Raw genomic sequence first — 18,240 nt, forward strand, 5'->3', positions numbered from 1 at the left:
CCCAGACAATTAAAACTTTCTCTCAGGAAAGTGACTTTGATCAAAAACAGCAAATCCCAGTTCTGAATAATGGGCCAGACGCTTTGATATATATATCAAGCGGGTCGATAAGGATCTGATGAATGAATTTTATAATGAAAAAGGAACTTCTAAATGAGCACCAGTATTTTATCTAAAAGAACACAACCGGAGTATTACGGATTATCCTTGCGTATTTGCTCTTGCGCCAAACCGCTGCTGATGGCCGGTATTACCGCCGCGTTGATGACTTCCAACGCCTCCGCCGCCAGCCTGCTCACAACGCAAGCCCGCACGACGGCATCCGTCGGTTGGGCCACGCAGGCAGGCGCAACCACCGGTGGCGCCTCTGCTGCTGCCGCCAACATATACACCGCGAAGAACATTGCTGAATTCAAGGCGGCGCTAGCCGCCGGAAGCAAAGCAAAAATCATCCAGATTACCGGAACAATCGATATCAGCGGAGGCAAGGCCTATAGCTCTTTTGCAGACCAAAAAGCCCGCAGTCAGCTCAGCATCCCAGCGAATACGACGATTATCGGCATCGGCAACACTGGTAAATTCATCAAAGGTTCTCTAGTTATCAACAGCGTGAGCAACGTCATCGTGCGTAATATCTACGTTGAAACCCCGGTCGACGTCGCCCCGCATTATGAGCAGGGCGATGGTTGGAATGCGGAATGGGACGGCATAAACATCAGCACGTCTCATCACGTTTGGATAGACCACGTGACCATCAGCGACGGCAGTTTTACCGACAACAAATACACGACCAAAAACGGCGAACGCTACGTACAGCACGACGCCGCTTTGGATGTTAAACGCGGTGCCGACTATGTGACTATCTCCAATAGCCGATTCGAACTGCACGATAAAACCATCCTGATTGGTCACAGCGACACCAATGGGGGGCAGGATGCGGGCAAACTGCACGTGACCTTCTACAACAACCTGTTTAACCAGGTCCGCGAACGTACGCCACGCGTTCGTTTCGGCAATGTGCATGCGTTCAACAACGTCTACATGGGAGATGTTAAGGCTTCGGTATATCCCTATCTCTACAGCTTTGGTATCGGTACTAGCGGCAGCCTGCTGTCAGAAAGCAACGGTTTCAATATTGCCAATCTCAAGAAACCGTGCGACGTCGTGAAAGCGTTTAACGGTAAGACATTCACCGATAAAAATTCGCTCATCAACAATAGCGCCGCTGGACTATCAAGCTGTGGTTTCACTAACTATACCGCTAAGATCCCTTATTCTTACAAGGTACAGGCCATGAACTCCAACTTAATGAAAGCCATCGTAGCTGGTGCCGGTTACGGTAAAATCTAATCCAGCATTGATGCTGTCTGCGTAATATAAAAACGTGGCATATCATGGCCGGTCACGCCGTATGAATAACGGAGTGACCGGCCAGAATAAAAAGGCGGAAATATCATCATGCCATCGTCAATATATCAATAATACATATATTGTTTTTATAAAAAACAATTTCGTCCTAAATAATATCAAAGTCAGGGTTGGATAAAACGACAACAGTCGTCAAAAAAACATGTTAATTCTATTTTTATACCAGAAGATGGGTATCTCACCGCCCCTGTTATCTATTAAAAACCAGGCTAAGTTATATTCGTTCCCTTTATCGCCATCATGAGCGCTATAATATTTTAACCAAATTTTGACGCGGCCATAATAGGGTTCCTGAAACATGCCTGTATCATCTGAATAAATAGAACCTGAAGGGCTTTGTTCAGCTCACGATGATTGATCCGGTCGTCTTTCCTGATGACGTAGCCTGCTTTTACCGCCTGTGGTTTCTGCTCCTGAGCGCCATAAGACCAATAAAACCTTTCCCTCTGGAATATAGCAGCAACTGGAAAGTTTCCCGAGTATCGGATCTCGTCCTCTGCGAATGACAAAGGCGTGGTAAAGCTCGTTATGCAGTCAATGATGCTCCGACAAAGAAGTGGGATAACCTGCGGCAAATAGATACCCAGACACGAATATCGGGGGTGACGATCAGGTGAGAACCGTCAGATTAGACAACCCCCCCGGGTGTACCTAAATCAACGCCGACGACATATTACGGACGGCATTGATTCAGCTCGTTTTGTGGTCCAAAGGACGTAAAAAAAGCCCTAACTCCTTAAAGCGCGGCTTCGTCTTCCTCACCTGTACGAATACGCACGACCTGTCTAACGTCATAAACAAAAATTTTACCGTCGCCGATTTTACCCGTCTGAGCCGTTTGCATAATGGTTTCGACACAGGTATCAACGATATCGTCAGCAACAACGATTTCGATTTTTACCTTAGGCAAGAAATCCACCATGTATTCCGCACCGCGATACAGCTCGGTATGACCTTTCTGGCGACCAAATCCTTTGACTTCAGTCACCGTCATGCCGGTAATCCCTACTTCCGCCAACGCTTCACGAACGTCGTCCAGTTTGAAGGGCTTGATAATCGCATCAATTTTTTTCATCAAGAAATCCTAATCATCACTTTGTCTCGGCCGTAGCCTGGCATCGTTTATGCGATGGGCCGCGCATTAACTCGCACCCGCTATCAGCACGATACTTACCCATAGTTAGTCTTTAAAATCATTGGCGTCCAGTTCATGGCGCGCCAGCAGTTTATAAAATTCAGTCCGGTTACGGCCCGCCATGCGAGCCGCATGAGTGACATTGCCCTTGGCGATCTGCAGCAGTTTACGCAGATAGTTCAGCTCAAATTGATGGCGCGCATCCGCAAAAGTCGGCAAAGCCGTATTTTCGCCTTCCAGCGCCTGTTCGACCAACGCCTCGCTAATGACCGGCGCGCTAGTCAATGCCACACATTGTTCGATGACATTGACCAGTTGCCGCACGTTACCCGGCCAGCTCGCCGTCATCAAGCGTTTCATGGCATCCGTGGAAAAACTATGCACAAACGGTTTATGACGCGCAGCGGCATCGCGCAGCAGGTGGTTGACGAGCAAAGGAATATCTTCTGAACGCTCATTCAGCGCCGGGATTTTCATATTCACGACGTTGAGACGGTAAAACAGATCTTCCCGAAACTCCCCTTTCTCCATCGCCTTGGGCAAGTTGCGATGGGTCGCCGAAATAATACGCACGTCGATATCCAGATCGTTGTTGCTGCCGAGCGGCCTGACTTTACGTTCCTGCAATACCCGCAACAGCTTAACCTGTAGGGACAACGGCATATCGCCTATCTCATCCAGAAACAGCGTTCCACCGTCCGCCGCGCGAAACAGGCCATCACGACTGCTCACAGCCCCGGTGAACGCGCCACGGGCATGGCCGAACAGCTCCGACTCCAGCAGCGGCTCCGGCAGCGCGCCGCAATTGATCGCCACGAAGGGTTTGTCGGCTCGCGGGCTGGCCGAATGAATCGCCTGTGCCAGCACCTCTTTACCGGTCCCGCTCTGGCCATTAATCAACACGCTGACATCCGATTGCGCGACCATTTTAGCCTGCTCCAGCAGACGCAGCATCAGCGGACTGCGGGTAATCATCGTCTCTCTCCAGCTATCGTCCCGAGCGGGCGCCGCCACCGATAAGGCCTCGCCGATGGCCTGATAGAGCGCATCGCGATCGACAGGCTTGGTCAGGAAGCTGAATACGCCTTTTTGCGTCGCCGCCACCGCATCCGGAATAGATCCATGCGCGGTCAGAATAATAACCGGCATCCCCGGTTGCTGCTTCTGGATCTCCGCGAACAGCGCGAGGCCGTCCATTTCATCCATCCGCAAATCACTGATCACCAGGTCGATTTTTTCGCGCATCAGCAAACGCAACGCGTCCTGACCGCTGGCGGTGGTCGTCACACTGAAGCCTTCGCTGGTCAAACGCATTCCCAATAGCTTCAGCAGGCTGGGATCGTCGTCGACCAGCAGCAGGCTGGCGGATTGCCGCTTCATCATGGATTATTGACTCCCATTTTCGAACCAGGCTGCGCCGGTGAGGTCTCGGCGTTCAGAGGCTTCACATTCGTCTCTGACGACGAACGTGTCTGAGCGTTGTCGCGACGCTCCTCTCCGTCAGAAAAATCAGCGGACACCGCTTTGCGCGCCGACAGCTGACGCTCAATATCCGTCAGGTTTTTCAACTTGCGCGTCGTGATATCTAACTGCTCACGCAGCTGATTTTGCTGTTCACGGAGATCGGCCAACGCTTTGTTGTGATCGTCCTGCAAATGCTGCGCTCGCGCGCGCGCTTCGTCCTGAAAGGCAGCCAGTTGCTGCTTGTCCATCCACAGCTGCAGCAAGGGGATAAGCCCTCCCGGTATGTCTTCGCTCTCCTGCGCCAGCCGGGCGATCCGCTGCCGCTGCTCCGCGGGAACCGTGCCAGCCCGCTCGCGCAGCAGACTTTGTTTCCAGAGCCCGGCCCAGTCTGAAGACGTCGGCGTCTGATTGGCCTGCGTCAGCGCCTGCGATGGGGATAGTTGGGCCGCGCAATCCATCGCCCTCAGCCAATACAGGGAATTTGCCATGGCTTCACGGCTATTCGCCAGCCAAAGGGGACGGCAGTCCACCCGGCTATAATCGGCCAACAGCCGATTGGGCTCGCGGTTAGCTTCGATAATCATGGGCGTTCCGCCGCCCACGGGTTGTGCGCAGCCGACTAAAAGGGGTGAAGAGATCAGCAAAATGCGTAACACACGGCCCCATAGGGTTGATGCTGCCACAGCATACCGACGGGGGAATAAGGAGCGGAAAAACCGTGCATTCATGCTTGATTCTCGGTGGTTAATGGCAATTCGATACGGAAACAGACGTCGGCATAGTCTACCGAAACCAGAGCCAGCTCGCCGCGCATTCGCCGAATGCAATCTTGCGCGATGCTTAGCCCCAGTCCACTGCCCTTGACTGCGCCTTTGCGCTGATGCGCACCCTGATAAAAAGGCTCGAAAATCATGCTGCGTTCCGCTTCCGGTATCGGCGCTCCCGTATTGGCGACATCAATCTGAAGGTGCGAACCGACGCTGCGGCTGCGCACCCAAATGTTACCGGATTCCTGCCCATAGTGCACCGCATTGGAATAGAGATTATCCAGCACTCTCATCAACAGCGTGGTTTCCGCATGGCACATTGTGACGTCCAGTTCAACGTGCGTCCTCATCGCTTTGCCGCGCGCTGGCAGACTATGGTCGGCGACGACGGACTCGACGATCGCCGCCAGATCCACCGGCTCAAGTTCGGTCGGCGCATCAGCAAGCTGGCGGTTGTAGTCGAGCAGCTGCTCTATCAGCTGTAGTAGATGACGGCTGCTGCTGTCCAGAATAGCGACGACCTGCCGCTGGTCTTCCGTCAGCGGTCCGGCGACCTCATCCGCAAGCAGCGACGTGCCTTCGCGCAGGCTCGCCAGCGGCGTTTTGAGTTCATGTGAAATGTGCCGCAGAAACTCATGCCGCTGCGCTTCAAGCCATGAGAGACGTTCGCTCAGCCAGATGATGCGTTGTCCCAACGAACGAATTTCCCGGGGGCCTCTGAACGTTAGGGATGTCCCCAACGGCAGTCCTTCACCTAAGCGGTTGATCATCCGCTCGACGCCCTTGACCGGACCGATAATCATGCGGGTAAACAGCCCCACCAGCAGCACGCTGACCAGAAACAACAACAGCGCCTGCCACCCGAAGAACTGGCCGCGCTCCGCGATAGTCCGCTGAAGCTGCTGCCCGCGGGAGAAAATCACTTCTCGCGTTACCTGCACCATCTGCGTATTGGCCTGAGAAAAGCGCTCCAGAAGAGCAGAGGCTTCACGGCTCGGGGCACTGTTCTGACAATGCATCTCCGCCAGTTGCGTCAGATACTGCCGCAGGCGCTGGGGTAATTGAGGATCGGGCAGGATCGGAGCGTGGACGTCCAGCATCTGAACATACTGCCTGCGCTGAGTTTGATAGAGCTGGGACAGCGCGCGATCGTCCAGTACACAATACTGACGATAGCTGCGTTCCAGCGCCAATGCCAAACCGGCCATCGCCTCGCTGCGGCGGGCATCCGCCAGCGTGGTACGGTTAATGATGGCAGCCTGTTCGCTGAGGGCATTCAGGCTGCCATAAGCCTGATAGGCCAGTACCAGCAAGGGCAGCAGCACCAGCAAGAACGCCATGATGACCAGCTGTCGCAGAGATCGGGGAAATAAACGCCATCGTTTCAATGAGACCATCTCGTTGCCTGTTCATTCGCTCGATGCTAGCCAACTCCAGCGAAAGTGCAATGTTTTCGCCCACGACCTGAGAAGCGCATGCCAGCCCATCGCGAAATTCGGTCGGATTACCGGAAAGAATGCGAAACGCCTCGCAGAATTAGCGCGTTTCAGCGCATGGAGGCGCTAAAAAAGCAAAACCCGGTCAAACGGGAAGTTTGACCGGGTCTCTGAAGAGGGGGTGCCTCACTCAACGTGTCGTCCGAGGGGTGATAAAGTTCGTTTGTACGCACAGTTATCGTTAATGTTGGACGATAGGCACCATTTCTTATGGCATCATTCCGGGCGTCATGAGCAAAAGCGTTGACTCCGCTTCGCTGTCATAACCAGCTGAATGAGCAGCTGAATAAGCTATAGCATCTACCGTGCCATCAATCTACGTAATATCATAACCAATTGATGTTTAATCGAAATTAAATTTCAGTTTTCTTCTTACTTCGCTCATCGCCCGTGAATGAGTCGGTATCGCCTCGCGCGTTTCCGTTTTCTGTCGCTAAAAACCGACACCAAAATAGTTAAAAAATAAAAAACTTATTTATCAACAAAATAGATGTCTCCATTAGGAGACAGCCCAGAATAGCCTTGTCGTGGCTATGAGACAGCCCGTTCGGAGCGCGCATTTAAGAATGGGTTGAAACCCGCAATATGGCAGAAAAAAGGCGGCGTTCTTTCAGCGCTACCCACGCCGCTTTCCTGTGCCGTTCGCAAGATCACGCGGGGAAAGTGGCGCACGGTAGAACACACCCTCTGCGGATCGGCAACGCCGTATTATCCGATCGTTCGTCATAGCCTAGTGTCAAGGTTTAGGCCCATAAAAAAACCGGACACCCAAGGTGTCCGGTCCTGGGAGCTTCGCCCCTTTTTCCGTCAGTGCTTCAGCTAAGCCAAAGTACCTTATCCAAGCTGCTTACGCGCATTGCGGAACATCCGCATCCACGGGCTATCCTCGCCCCAGGAATCCGGATGCCAGGAGTTGCTGACGGTGCGGAATACACGCTCAGGATGCGGCATCATGATGGTGGCGCGCCCGCCGACGCTGGTCACCGCTGTGATCCCGCGCGGCGATCCGTTCGGGTTGGCCGGATAGTTTTCTGCGACCTGACCATAGTTATTGACGAAGCGCAGCGCCACCAGTTGCTGTTGTTCCAACGCGGCCAGTTGCGCAGCATCCCGCACTTCCACCAGCCCTTCGCCATGCGACACGACGATAGGCATGCGCGAACCCGCCATATCCTGCATAAACAGCGATGGGCTCTGAGCGATCTCCACCAGACTAAAGCGCGCTTCGAAGCGATCTGATTTGTTGCGAACGAAACGCGGCCAGTTCTCTGCTCCCGGGATCAGCTCGCGCAGCGTGGACATCATCTGACAGCCGTTGCACACCCCCAGCGCCAGCGTCTGCGGACGCGCAAAGAACGCCGAGAATTCATCGCGGACGCGGCTGTTGAACAGGATAGACTTCGCCCAACCTTCGCCTGCGCCCAAGACGTCACCATACGAGAAGCCGCCGCAGGCGACCAGCGCCTGGAAGTCCTGCAGGTCACGTCGGCCCGCCAGCAGATCGCTCATGTGGACATCGATAGCCTCAAATCCGGCCCGATCGAACGCCGCGGCCATTTCCACATGCGAGTTGACGCCCTGCTCACGCAGTACGGCCACTTTCGGACGCACCTGCGTATTGATGAACGGCGCGGTAATGTCCTCCTGCGGATCGAAGCTCAACGAAACGTTCAGACCCGGATCGCTGTCGTCTTCTTTCGCCAGATGCTCTTCATCAGCGCACTGCGGGTTATCGCGCAGGCGCTGCATCTGCCAGGTCGTTTCCGCCCACCAGCTGCGCAGCGTGGAGCGTTTCTCACGATAAATCACTTCCTCGCCCAGGGAGATGACGAACTGGTTGCCCGCTTCCGCGCGGCCCAGGTAGTGCACGCACTCCGCCAGACCAAACGCCGCCAACACCTGCTCAACTTCCGCGCGTCGGTCGGCTTCAACCTGAATGACCGCGCCTAATTCTTCGTTAAACAGAATAGTCAGACCGTCTTCGCCCATACTGCCGATATCGGCGGACAGGCCGCAATGACCGGCAAAGGCCATTTCCACCAGCGTCACCAGCAGGCCGCCGTCAGAACGGTCGTGGTAGGCCAGCAGCGCCTTGTCGGCGACCAGCTTCTGCATGGCGTTGAAGAAACCGGCCAGTTGTTCCGGGCTGCGCACGTCCGCCGTTTTACGTCCTAACTGACGATACACCTGCGCCAGCGCCGTCGCGCCCAGCGCATGATGACCAATGCCGAGATCGATCAGCAGCAGGGCGTTGTCTTTATCGGTGCGCAGCTGCGGCGTAACGGTATTTCGCACGTCTTCCACGCGGCCAAACGCGGTGATTACCAGCGACAGCGGCGATGTGACGGCGTGATCCTCGCCGTTTTCCTGCCAGCGGGTTTTCATGGACATCGAATCTTTACCCACGGGAATGGTCAGCCCCAACGCCGGACACAGCTCTTCGCCGACGGCTTTGACGGCTTCATACAGACCTGCGTCCTCGCCTGGATGCCCGGCGGCGGACATCCAGTTGGCGGACAGCTTGATGCGTTTCAGATCGCCGATGTGCGTCGCTGCGATGTTAGTGAGCGCTTCCCCTACCGCTAAACGGGCCGAGGCGGCGAAGTTACGCAGCGCCACCGGCGTACGCTCCCCGATGGACATCGCTTCGCCGTAGTAGCTGTCCAGACTCGCCGTTGTTACAGCGCAGTCAGCGACCGGCACCTGCCACGGCCCCACCATCTGATCCCGTGCGACCATGCCGGTGACGCTACGGTCGCCGATGGTGATCAGGAAGGTTTTTTCGGCGACGGCCGGTAAATGGAGTACGCGCTCGATAGCGTCGGCCAGATAGATATTGTCGAAGTTGAGCGGCTTGCCTTCATTGTGCAGCCGGGTCACATCGCGCTGCATTTTCGGCGCTTTACCCAGCAGCACTTCCAGCGGCATGTCGATCGGTTGATTGTCGAAGTGGCGATCGTTCAGCGTCAGATGCTGTTCCTCGGTCGCTTCGCCGATCACGGCGTAGGGCGCACGCTCGCGGCGACAAATGGCGTCGAATGTCGCCAACTGTTCCGGCGCGACCGCCAGCACATAGCGCTCCTGCGACTCGTTACACCACACTTCCAACGGGCTCATGCCCGGCTCGTCGTTCAAAATGTCGCGCAGTTCGAAACGGCCGCCGCGCCCGCCGTCGCTGACCAGCTCCGGCATGGCGTTGGACAGGCCGCCCGCGCCCACGTCATGAATGAACAGAATCGGGTTTTCGTCACCGAGCTGCCAGCAAACGTCGATCACTTCCTGACAGCGGCGCTCCATTTCCGGGTTATCACGCTGCACCGAGGCGAAGTCCAGATCGGCATCGGACTGGCCGGAGGTCATGGAAGAGGCCGCGCCACCGCCCAGACCAATATTCATCGCCGGTCCGCCCAGCACGATCAGCTTCGCACCGATGGCGATCTCGCCCTTCTGCACATGATCCGCGCGAATGTTGCCGATCCCGCCCGCCAGCATAATAGGTTTATGGTAACCGCGGACTTCCGTTCCATTGTGGCTGTCGACCGACTCTTCATAAGTACGGAAGTAACCGGTCAGGGCCGGACGGCCGAATTCGTTGTTGAACGCCGCGCCGCCCAGCGGGCCTTCCAGCATGATATCCAACGCGTTGACGATGCGATCCGGCTTGCCGAAGTCCTGCTCCCACGGCTGAATAAAGCCGGGTATGCGCAGGTTGGAAACGGAAAAACCAACCAGTCCGGCTTTTGGCTTGGCGCCGCGTCCGGTCGCGCCTTCGTCACGAATTTCGCCGCCAGAGCCGGTGGCGGCGCCCGGCCACGGCGAGATGGCGGTGGGATGGTTATGGGTTTCCACTTTCATCAGGATATGAGCGTCTTCCTGATGATATTCATAGCGACCCTGCGGATTCGGGAAAAAGCGTCCTACGGCGGAGCCAGTCATGACGGCGGCGTTGTCTTTATAGGCGGACAGCACGAAATCCGGCGTCTGTTCATAGGTATTTTTAATCATTTTGAACAGGGATTTGGGCTGTTTTACGCCGTCGATGACCCAGTCGGCGTTGAAGATTTTGTGCCGGCAGTGTTCCGAGTTGGCCTGCGCGAACATATAGAGTTCGATGTCGGTCGGATTGCGGTTCAGGCGGGTAAAGGCGTCGATCAGATAATCGATTTCGTCTTCCGCCAGCGCCAGTCCGAGAAGAAGGTTGGCGGCTTCGAGTGCCTGACGCCCTTCCGCCATGATGTCGACCCGCTGAAGGGGCGCGGGTTCGTGCTGAACAAACAAACGCTCCGCCTGTTGCAGTTCGCTGAACACCGTCTCCATCATACGGTCGTGCAGCAGTTCGCTCAGCGACTGCCACTGTGCTTCACTCAGCGTCGGCGCATGAATATAGAAAGCCAGACCGCGCTCCAGACGACGAACGGTGCTCAGGCCGCAGTTGTGCACAATGTCCGTGGCTTTGGAAGACCAGGGAGAAAGGGTGCCGGGACGAGGCGTGACCAACATCAGGCGGCCTGCGGGATCGTGTTCGGGGAGTGAGGGACCGTATTTCAGCAAGCGGGCCAGCTGCGTTTTTTCATCGTGGCTTAACGGGGCGGTAACGTCGGCGAAATGCATATATTCAGCGTAGATATCGCTGATGGGCAGAAAATTGTCTTTGCAACGCGTCAATAGTTTGTTGATACGAAAAGCCGATAAAGCCGGGGAACCACGCAGTATTTCCATCATTTCACATTCTCTCGTCTTCGATGCACCGATAGCCGGGCACCATGGCGCTACAGGAGGGGGAACGCGGCACATTATAGAGAATACCGGCGCACGACGAAACCGTTTGCGCGACAATAGCCGAACATCTTTGATGATGGGTGACCAATTCGTTACCAGGGCAATAAAAGTTGCACCCTGGCGGTTTGTTACGCAAAATGCCCCGACTCTGGGACATTCAGCATAAGAAACTGCCTAACAGACAGACAGGCCTACAGGCCGCCGAGAGACATCAAATTACTTGAAGCGTTTAACGATAAATTACTTTTTCATCGGGGCGATTGCACTGTTATTGGCATTGGCGCTGTGGCCAAATATTCCCTGGCGCAGTAGCCAGGACGACCAACTCAGGCAAATCCTTTCACGTGGTGAGCTACGTGTCAGTACGATTGTTTCTCCACTGACCTACTCCCTACATCGGGGCTCCCCGTCAGGGCTCGATTATGAACTGGCTAAACGATTCGCCGATTACCTCGGCGTCAAGCTGGTCGTTTCTACTCGTCGGAACATCGATGAATTATTCACCGATCTCGATAACGGCGACGCCGATATGCTGGCGGCGGGTCTGACCTACAGCGACGACCGGACGCAGTCGTTCCGCGCGGGCCCCACCTATTATTCCGTCTCACAACAACTGGTATATCGACTGGGCTCGCCTCGTCCCACGTCGCTTGGCAAGCTCAAAGGCCGTCTGGCGGTATTGTCCGGCGCCGCCCAGATATCCACGTTACGCGAACAGCAGTCCAGGCGGTATCCGAGCCTGACCTGGGAAACCAGCACCAACATCTCAGAGCTGGATCTGCTTAAACAGGTGGTTGACGGCAGGCTGGATTACACGATTGCGGACTCGATCAGCGTCGGGTTGCTGCAGCGCATTTATCCGCAGTTGGCGGTCGCTTTTGATCTCAGCGATGAAGAGCCGGTGAACTGGTATATGCGCCAAACCCACGATGACAGCCTGTCCGCCGCCATGCTGGACTTCTTCAGCCGGATCGGTGAAGACGGCTCGCTGGCGCGTCTCGGAGAAAAATATCTGGGTCACGTCGGTGAGTTCGACTATGTGGACACAACCACGTTTCTGAACGCGATTGACAACAGACTGCCGGGACTGCGGTTACTGTTTGAGCGCTATGCCACGGAGATAGACTGGAAGCTGCTGGCCGCCATCTCTTATCAGGAATCGCACTGGAATCCTTTGGCGACCTCGCCGACCGGCGTGCGCGGTCTGATGATGTTAACGAGGAATACGGCGGAAAGCCTGGCGGTGGTCGACCGCCTGAATCCAGAAGAAAGCATTCGCGGCGGCGCAAAATACCTGTCGCTGATGATGCAGCGTATGCCGAACACCATTCCGGACGACGAGAAAATCTGGTTCGCACTGGCGGCCTACAATATGGGTTACGCCCATCTGATGGATGCGCGCAAGCTGACGGAGAAGCAGAAAGGCAATCCGGACAGCTGGGCGGACGTCAAAATGCGCCTGCCGATGCTCAGTCAGAAACGTTACTACCAGCAGACCGCCAACGGCTATGCGCGAGGTCACGAAGCCTATAACTACGTGGAAAACATCCGTCGCTATACGATCAGCCTGGTCGGCTACCTGACGGAAAAAGAGAACCAGGCACAGCATATTAAGCAGGCGGGTGAAGGGTATCCCGCCGTTTCTCCGGCGCTGGCGCAGTCCGGATTGTCTCCGTCAGGAAAGTAATCCCCCGCTGGCCGCCGCACGGCGCGCCTTTTGCTGTTTCCGCCGCAGGCGGAAAAAGTCGCTCAGCTGCGTTGAACAGGCCTCGGCCAGTACGCCCGATGTGATCTCGATCTGATGATTCATACCGGGATGACGCAAAATGTCCACCAGCGATCCGGCCGCGCCCGTCTTGGCGTCGGCGGCGCCGTAAACCGCACGGCCGATACGGCTGTGCACCATTGCCCCCGCGCACATCACGCACGGCTCCAGCGTGATATATAGCGTACTGTTCAGAAGACGATAGTTTTGCACTACCATGCCACCCTGCCGCAGCGCCATGATCTCGGCATGCGCGGTGGGATCGTGCTGACCGATAGACCGGTTCCAGCCTTCGCCGATCACCTGATTGTCCAGCACCAGCACCGCGCCGACGGGAACCTCCCCTTCGTCCCAGGCCCGTTGCGCCAGCACCAGCGCGTGCTGCATCCAGAATTCATCACCATTTACGCTGTTCATCGTGCCTCTTTTGCCAGTCAGTCTCTCGTGCGCGGCGGGCATTATACACGGCGGGTGGCGTGGTGGAATTACTCCAGCTGTTGCAGGCTCCCCTGCCGCGTGACCCGCCAGCGATGCTCGCAAAAGTACAGCAGCGGGTTATCCTGTTTACTGTCGCTGTAGCCGCTGTAAAGCTTCAGCGGAGCGCCCAGATGACGTTCCAACTGCACCACCTTTTCCCGGCCCAGGCAGCGCAGCGTGAGCACCCAGCCGCCGTAGCGACGGGATATTTGGCTGCCCATCAGCCGCACGCCCGGCAGAAACGGGGCGTCGCGATAAACCGCTTCAACCAGCCGCTGCGGCGAACCGGTGACCAGCCACACCTGAGCATCGCTGGCGCTCAGGTAAGTGGTCAGCCTTTGCTGCACCTCGGGAAACGGCGTCACCTGCCGACGAAAACTATCCACAAACGCTTTTTCCAACTGTTCGAGCTTCGCCTCACCGCGGCCCACCGTGATGGCCCACAGTAAACAGCTCATCGGCCAGCGAGCCGCCCTGCCCCCGCACAGCAGCGAGAACATCACCACGGGCAGCACGGAAATAACCACCAGCAAATTCAACGGCAAACGCCGGATAAGATACCGCAGAAAACAACCGAACATATCCTGCTGATGCAGTGTGCCGTCCAAGTCGAAAAATACGACGCGCAAATTTTTCTTATCGTTCAAAACGGGCTCCTTAGATTGGCGGGGACGTCCCCGCCTCATTGACGATCATGCGCCGTGAAAGGCCCATCCCTATTCCTGAATCGCGTCGCGCAGGTATCCCTGATGACGCGCCAGTTTTTCCTGCGCCTGCGCGGCATCGCAGCCGGTTAACAGCATCACGATCGCGGGTTTGACCTCATACCCTGTTTGTTCCAGCGCCTGCCGCGCGATGCCGCGCTCCACGCCGGAGGCTTCCACCACGATGCGGCAGGCGCGATCGACCAGCTTGGCGTTGGTCGCTTTCACATCCACCATCAGATTTTGGTACACCTTACCCAACCTGACCATCGCAGCGGTGGAAATCATATTCAGGACCAGCTTCTGGGCGGTGCCGGACTTCAGCCGCGTCGAGCCGGTCAGCACTTCGGGACCGACGACCGGGGAGATGGCGATCTCAGCCAGCCTGGCAATCGGCGACGCGGGGTTGCAGGAAATCGCCGCGGTATGGCAGCCGATACGGTGCGCATACTCCAGGCCGCCAATCACATAGGGAGTTCTGCCGGATGCCGCCAGCCCGATCACCATATCCTGCGAGGTCAGCGACAGCGCCGCCAGATCGGCCTCGCCCCCCGCTGGGTTATCTTCCGCACCTTCCACCGCCTTTAACAATGCGCCGGGACCGCCCGCGATCAGCCCGATCACCCGCCCCTGCGCGAGGCCGAAGGTCGGAGGACATTCGGAAGCGTCCAGCACGCCCAAACGTCCGCTGGTCCCCGCGCCGAGGTAGATCAGCCGACCGCCCGCCTTCATGCACGCGGCGGTGACGTCCACCGCCTGCGCAATCGCCGGCAGCACCTGCCGGATGGCTTCAGGCACCTGTCGGTCCTCTTCATTGATGAGGGCCAGCATGTCCAGCGTCGCCATACGATCTAAATCCATCGTCGCCGGGTGACGGCTCTCTGATACCAGTGCCCCTAAATCCATACTCTTCCTCACTTGTGAATGCGAAGCTGATGCGTGTCAGCTTCGTGATAAATCAGTCGTACCTGCTATCGTTATCACATGGCACTTTTCAACCGTTCAAAGTAAGCTATGCGGCAGCGGTCTACAATGCCTGATTGCCCAGGCGCCGATTCAGACCACGGAGTCCGGGCTCACCGGTGGGTAACAGAGACGTCACGTTGAAATTTCATGCGCAGCGCCAGTCATTAGTTCATGTTCTATTACATCTGTTCATCGGCAGCCTGCTGCTGGTGGCGGGTACGCTCTATGCGGACTGGAATTTCTCCGCCATCAACTCAATCACCGATCAGCGATATGGTCAGGCCACGCTGGAGGCACGCCAGCGGATAGCCGCATGGCAAGCATTGATGCAAGCGCAGCAAACGGCCACCGAAAGTCAGAAGCTGGAGTCGGTCAATCGCTTTTTCAATGACAGAATAGCTTACCGGGAAGACATCGACGTCTGGCGGCAAGAAGATTACTGGGCCACGCCGATCGAGATGTTACGAGAGGGGATGGGCGATTGCGAAGACTATGCGATCGCCAAATATCTGACGCTGATCCATCTTGGCGTCGAGCGTGAAAAGCTGCGCATCACCTACGTTAAAGCGCTGAGCCTAGATCGTGCGCATATGGTGCTCAGCTATTACCCTTCACCAAACGCCATCCCGTTGATCCTGGATAGTTTGATTACCGAGATCCGACCCGCCACCCAGCGTAACGATTTGCTGCCGGTCTATTCCTTTAATGGCGGCGGACTCTGGCTCCCTGGCGCTGGCGGCAACCGACGCGCCGGCGACAGCAAACGTCTGTCTCGCTGGCAGGACTTATTAATTAAAATGCGCGCAGAAGGATTTTCTCTTGATGAGTAGGATGGGGCTATGTCGCTATTTAAACAATTACTGATAGCCATCTGTTTGTTTATGCTGTTCATTTTCAGCGGTAGTTTTATCGCCAACCTGGAAAGTTCACGCGAACAATATAACAACCAGCTGCACTCGCACGCCCAGGACGCCGCCACGGCTTTGGGCGTGGCGCTCACGCCGAACATCGACGATCCAGCGATGGTGGAATTGCTGGTCAGTTCTATTTTCGATGGCGGCTATTTTTCCAGCATTCGCATCATCGATCTGGAAACCCACAAGGTGACGATGGAGCGCGTCACATCGCCGGAAGTCTCCAGCGTTCCCGCCTGGTTTGTCCGACTGGTGAATTTGCAGCCCGGCCAGGGTCAAGCCATTGTGATGCGCGGCTGGGAACAGGCGGCGCGGGTCGAGGTGGTCAGCCATCCGATATTCGCCATCGCGAGACTGTGGCAAGGCACCTCCGCGTCACTGCTCTGGCTGTTGTCGTGCGGCGCCATCGGACTGGTGCTCGGCGCCTTGTTCCTGCGCCGTCAACTGCGCGCGCTGGATGATATGGTCGTGCAATCGCTCGCGATTTGTCGTCGCGAGTTCCTGAGCATCCCTAAACTGCCCAAAACGCCGGAACTGCGCCGGGTCGTCCAAGCCATGAACCTGATGGTCACCAAACTGCAGTCCCTGTTCGAAGAGGAAGCCCAGCGAAGCGAGCGCTTACGTAAGGAAGCCTATCAGGATCCGCAAACCGGACTGGCTAACCGCCGCGCCATGGATATCCAGTTGGAAACTCGCCTGAGCGATGAAGAAGCCTCTACCGGTTATCTGATTATGCTGCGGCTGCAGGATCTGGCGGGCATGAACCAGCGTCTGGGCGCGCCCAAAACCGATGCCCTGCTGGCCTCCGTTGCGCAAAATATTCTGAAATGCAGAAAACGTTATGTCGAAGCCGATAGCCTCGCCGCGCGTATTCGCGGCGGAGAGTTCGCCATTTTCTGCCCCGGTCTGGTACAGAAAGAAGCGCAGGCGCTGGCCGACGAACTGTCAAACCGGATTGAGGCGCTGTTTCTGACCGGCGAGACGGATGTCTCGCCCGTCGCCCGCTTAGCGCTGGTGTCATTTCAGCACGGGGATTCGCCGGCGTCGCTGTTCATCCGCGGCGATCGTCTGCTGATGAAAGCGGAGCGCAATTCGGATATCCATGCCGAAGAAGAGGAAAACGGCCAGGAGTCTCAATGGGTAGCGGACCGCCATCACTGGTTTACCCTGCTGGATCCGTTGCTGGCGCAGGAGAATATCCAGCTCTTTCTCCAGCCGGTGATGGACTGCGCTCAAAAAGGTCAGATTCTTCATCACAAGGTGCTGGCTCGCATCCTCGACCAGGAAGGCCACACCATCAACGCAGGGCAATTCTTGCCGTGGGTCCAACGCTTCGGATGGAATACGCGTCTTGATCAGGTGATGATGAAGCACACCCTTGCCTATTTGCAGCGGTACGACGGCACGCTGGCCTTGAGCCTGTCCGGCAGCACGGTGTTGGACCTGCAACTGATGGCCGAATGGCTGGCGCCGCTGAAAGCGCATCCGCAGCGGGCCTCGCGCCTGATTCTGGAACTGGACGAAAACCAACTGCCCGACGCGCAGCAGCTTGATCTGCTGGTCAAACTGCTCAACGAGTTCGGCTGCAAACTGGGGCTACAGCACTTCGGCGGCCGCTTTACCATTATCGGCAATCTGTCAAAATGGGGCCTCGCCTACCTGAAAATCGACGGCAGCTATATTCGTGGTATCGATCAAGCGGAAGATAAGAAGGTGTTTATTACGGCGCTACAACGCGCGATGAATAGCATTGATTTGCCGCTGATTGCAGAACGGGTGGAAACGAAAGGCGAACTGGAGGAGCTGCGCGCGCTGGGCATTAAAGGCGCAATGGGCCGACTGTTGGGAGAACCTTTCCCGGTGTTATTTTCCTGAGACTAAACAACGGACTTACCGGTCTCGGCAAGTCCGTTGCGTTATGACTGGCGTTCAAAACATACTCTCTTCATCATCGCGAATCAGCGCATCCAATCCTCCCAACGCCTCACGCGCCTGCGCTCGCTGAATCAATTTCAGCTGCGCCGCCTGCGGGAAATCCGTGATATTCAGCAACCCTTTGCTCATCAGCACCTGGATCAGGTCTTCCAGCACACGCACCATTTCCAGATCGCTGTTGCGCAGTTGTTCCAGACTAGAAAGAATCGACCGTTGATTATTCATCCACGCCAGTGCCTCAACCGAGTCCTGCGGCAGCTCGCCGTTCATCCCATCGAAGGGGGAACGCTCCACCTGAACCAAGTTACCGTCGTTGTCTCGTAATATATAAAACATAGGCTGTCCTTTTACATACCGCCAATAAGGAAACCGGACGCATAACGCCCGGTTTCCTTTTATTACCTACTGCG

At 56.3% G+C, this 18,240-nt stretch carries 13 protein-coding genes; 4 read left to right on the top strand and 9 right to left on the bottom strand.

The features are described from left to right. Nucleotides 1-240 precede the first annotated feature (240 nt). The gene (locus I6N93_RS11910) at nt 241-1,350 is read left to right on the top strand and encodes a polysaccharide lyase (RefSeq protein ID WP_232100161.1); all 1,110 of its coding nucleotides are present in this window, start codon (nt 241-243) and stop codon (nt 1,348-1,350) included. A gap of 814 nt (nt 1,351-2,164) precedes the next feature. On the opposite strand, the gene glnB is transcribed toward I6N93_RS11910, so the two are convergent. The 5 genes from glnB to purL all read right to left on the bottom strand — a co-directional run bounded on the left by glnB (nt 2,165) and on the right by purL (nt 11,009). After that, nucleotides 2,165-2,503, bottom strand: coding sequence for a nitrogen regulatory protein P-II (gene glnB / locus I6N93_RS11915; RefSeq protein WP_085689065.1), 339 nt, complete (start codon nt 2,501-2,503; stop codon nt 2,165-2,167). Nucleotides 2,504-2,608: 105 nt separating this feature from the next. Beyond that, nucleotides 2,609-3,946, bottom strand: coding sequence for a two-component system response regulator GlrR (gene glrR, locus I6N93_RS11920; protein ID WP_085689068.1), 1,338 nt, complete (start codon nt 3,944-3,946; stop codon nt 2,609-2,611). After that, a complete protein-coding gene (locus I6N93_RS11925) occupies nt 3,943-4,611 on the bottom strand; it encodes a two-component system QseEF-associated lipoprotein QseG (protein ID WP_167459555.1) in 669 nt (222 codons plus the stop codon). Before I6N93_RS11925 ends, glrR begins: the two co-directional genes overlap by 4 nt. Nucleotides 4,612-4,751: 140 nt before the next feature. Then, nucleotides 4,752-6,191, bottom strand: coding sequence for a sensor histidine kinase (locus tag I6N93_RS11930; protein WP_085689074.1), 1,440 nt, complete (start codon nt 6,189-6,191; stop codon nt 4,752-4,754). A 933-nt stretch (nt 6,192-7,124) separates the two neighbouring features. Further along, a complete protein-coding gene (gene purL / locus I6N93_RS11935; protein WP_085689094.1) occupies nt 7,125-11,009 on the bottom strand; it encodes a phosphoribosylformylglycinamidine synthase in 3,885 nt (1,294 codons plus the stop codon). 280 nt (nt 11,010-11,289) lie between these two features. On the opposite strand from purL, the gene mltF reads away from it, so the two are divergent. Further along, on the top strand, nt 11,290-12,756 hold the full coding sequence (gene mltF / locus I6N93_RS11940) for a membrane-bound lytic murein transglycosylase MltF (protein WP_085689076.1): 1,467 nt from the start codon (nt 11,290-11,292) through the stop codon (nt 12,754-12,756). Here the strand turns inward: mltF and tadA are convergent. The 3 genes from tadA to murQ all read right to left on the bottom strand — a co-directional run bounded on the left by tadA (nt 12,745) and on the right by murQ (nt 14,921). Beyond that, a complete protein-coding gene (gene tadA / locus I6N93_RS11945; RefSeq protein ID WP_217809370.1) occupies nt 12,745-13,251 on the bottom strand; it encodes a tRNA adenosine(34) deaminase TadA in 507 nt (168 codons plus the stop codon). The two genes, mltF and tadA, sit on opposite strands and share 12 nt — an antisense overlap. 68 nt (nt 13,252-13,319) lie before the next feature. Further along, nucleotides 13,320-13,997 carry a phosphatidylglycerophosphatase C gene (gene yfhb / locus I6N93_RS11950; protein WP_085689082.1) on the bottom strand — a complete coding sequence of 226 codons (678 nt, stop codon included), beginning with the start codon at nt 13,995-13,997 and terminating at the stop codon, nt 13,320-13,322. Nucleotides 13,998-14,027: 30 nt separating this feature from the next. Beyond that, entirely contained in the window at nt 14,028-14,921 is an 894-nt protein-coding gene (murQ, locus tag I6N93_RS11955) for an N-acetylmuramic acid 6-phosphate etherase (RefSeq protein WP_085689085.1), read from the bottom strand. A gap of 245 nt (nt 14,922-15,166) precedes the next feature. Here murQ and lapG point away from each other — a divergent pair, with 245 nt between their 5' ends. Continuing rightward, entirely contained in the window at nt 15,167-15,811 is a 645-nt protein-coding gene (lapG, locus tag I6N93_RS11960) for a cysteine protease LapG (protein WP_085689097.1), read from the top strand. Nucleotides 15,812-15,820: 9 nt separating this feature from the next. Next, nucleotides 15,821-17,770, top strand: coding sequence for a cyclic di-GMP receptor LapD (gene lapD, locus I6N93_RS11965; protein WP_085689088.1), 1,950 nt, complete (start codon nt 15,821-15,823; stop codon nt 17,768-17,770). A 54-nt stretch (nt 17,771-17,824) separates the two neighbouring features. Here lapD and I6N93_RS11970 read toward each other — a convergent pair whose 3' ends face one another. Then, complete coding sequence (locus tag I6N93_RS11970) at nt 17,825-18,166, bottom strand: tryptophan synthase subunit beta (RefSeq protein WP_085689091.1); 342 nt, start codon at nt 18,164-18,166, stop codon at nt 17,825-17,827. Nucleotides 18,167-18,240: the final 74 nt, after the last annotated feature.

It is taken from the genome of Lonsdalea populi, from assembly GCF_015999465.1.
GTDB lineage: Bacteria > Pseudomonadota > Gammaproteobacteria > Enterobacterales > Enterobacteriaceae > Lonsdalea > Lonsdalea populi.

Bases quoted from the DNA above. Each gene is read 5' to 3' on its own strand.
- I6N93_RS11910 (WP_232100161.1), top strand. From the start codon at position 241: ATGGCCGGTATTACCGCCGCGTTGATGACTTCCAACGCCTCCGCCGCC.
- glnB (WP_085689065.1), bottom strand. From the start codon at position 2,503: ATGAAAAAAATTGATGCGATTATCAAGCCCTTCAAACTGGACGACGTT.
- glrR (WP_085689068.1), bottom strand. From the start codon at position 3,946: ATGATGAAGCGGCAATCCGCCAGCCTGCTGCTGGTCGACGACGATCCC.
- I6N93_RS11925 (WP_167459555.1), bottom strand. From the start codon at position 4,611: ATGATTATCGAAGCTAACCGCGAGCCCAATCGGCTGTTGGCCGATTAT.
- I6N93_RS11930 (WP_085689074.1), bottom strand. From the start codon at position 6,191: ATGGTCTCATTGAAACGATGGCGTTTATTTCCCCGATCTCTGCGACAG.
- purL (WP_085689094.1), bottom strand. From the start codon at position 11,009: ATGGAAATACTGCGTGGTTCCCCGGCTTTATCGGCTTTTCGTATCAAC.
- tadA (WP_217809370.1), bottom strand. From the start codon at position 13,251: ATGAACAGCGTAAATGGTGATGAATTCTGGATGCAGCACGCGCTGGTG.
- yfhb (WP_085689082.1), bottom strand. From the start codon at position 13,997: ATGAGGCGGGGACGTCCCCGCCAATCTAAGGAGCCCGTTTTGAACGAT.
- murQ (WP_085689085.1), bottom strand. From the start codon at position 14,921: ATGGATTTAGGGGCACTGGTATCAGAGAGCCGTCACCCGGCGACGATG.
- lapD (WP_085689088.1), top strand. From the start codon at position 15,821: ATGTCGCTATTTAAACAATTACTGATAGCCATCTGTTTGTTTATGCTG.
- I6N93_RS11970 (WP_085689091.1), bottom strand. From the start codon at position 18,166: ATGTTTTATATATTACGAGACAACGACGGTAACTTGGTTCAGGTGGAG.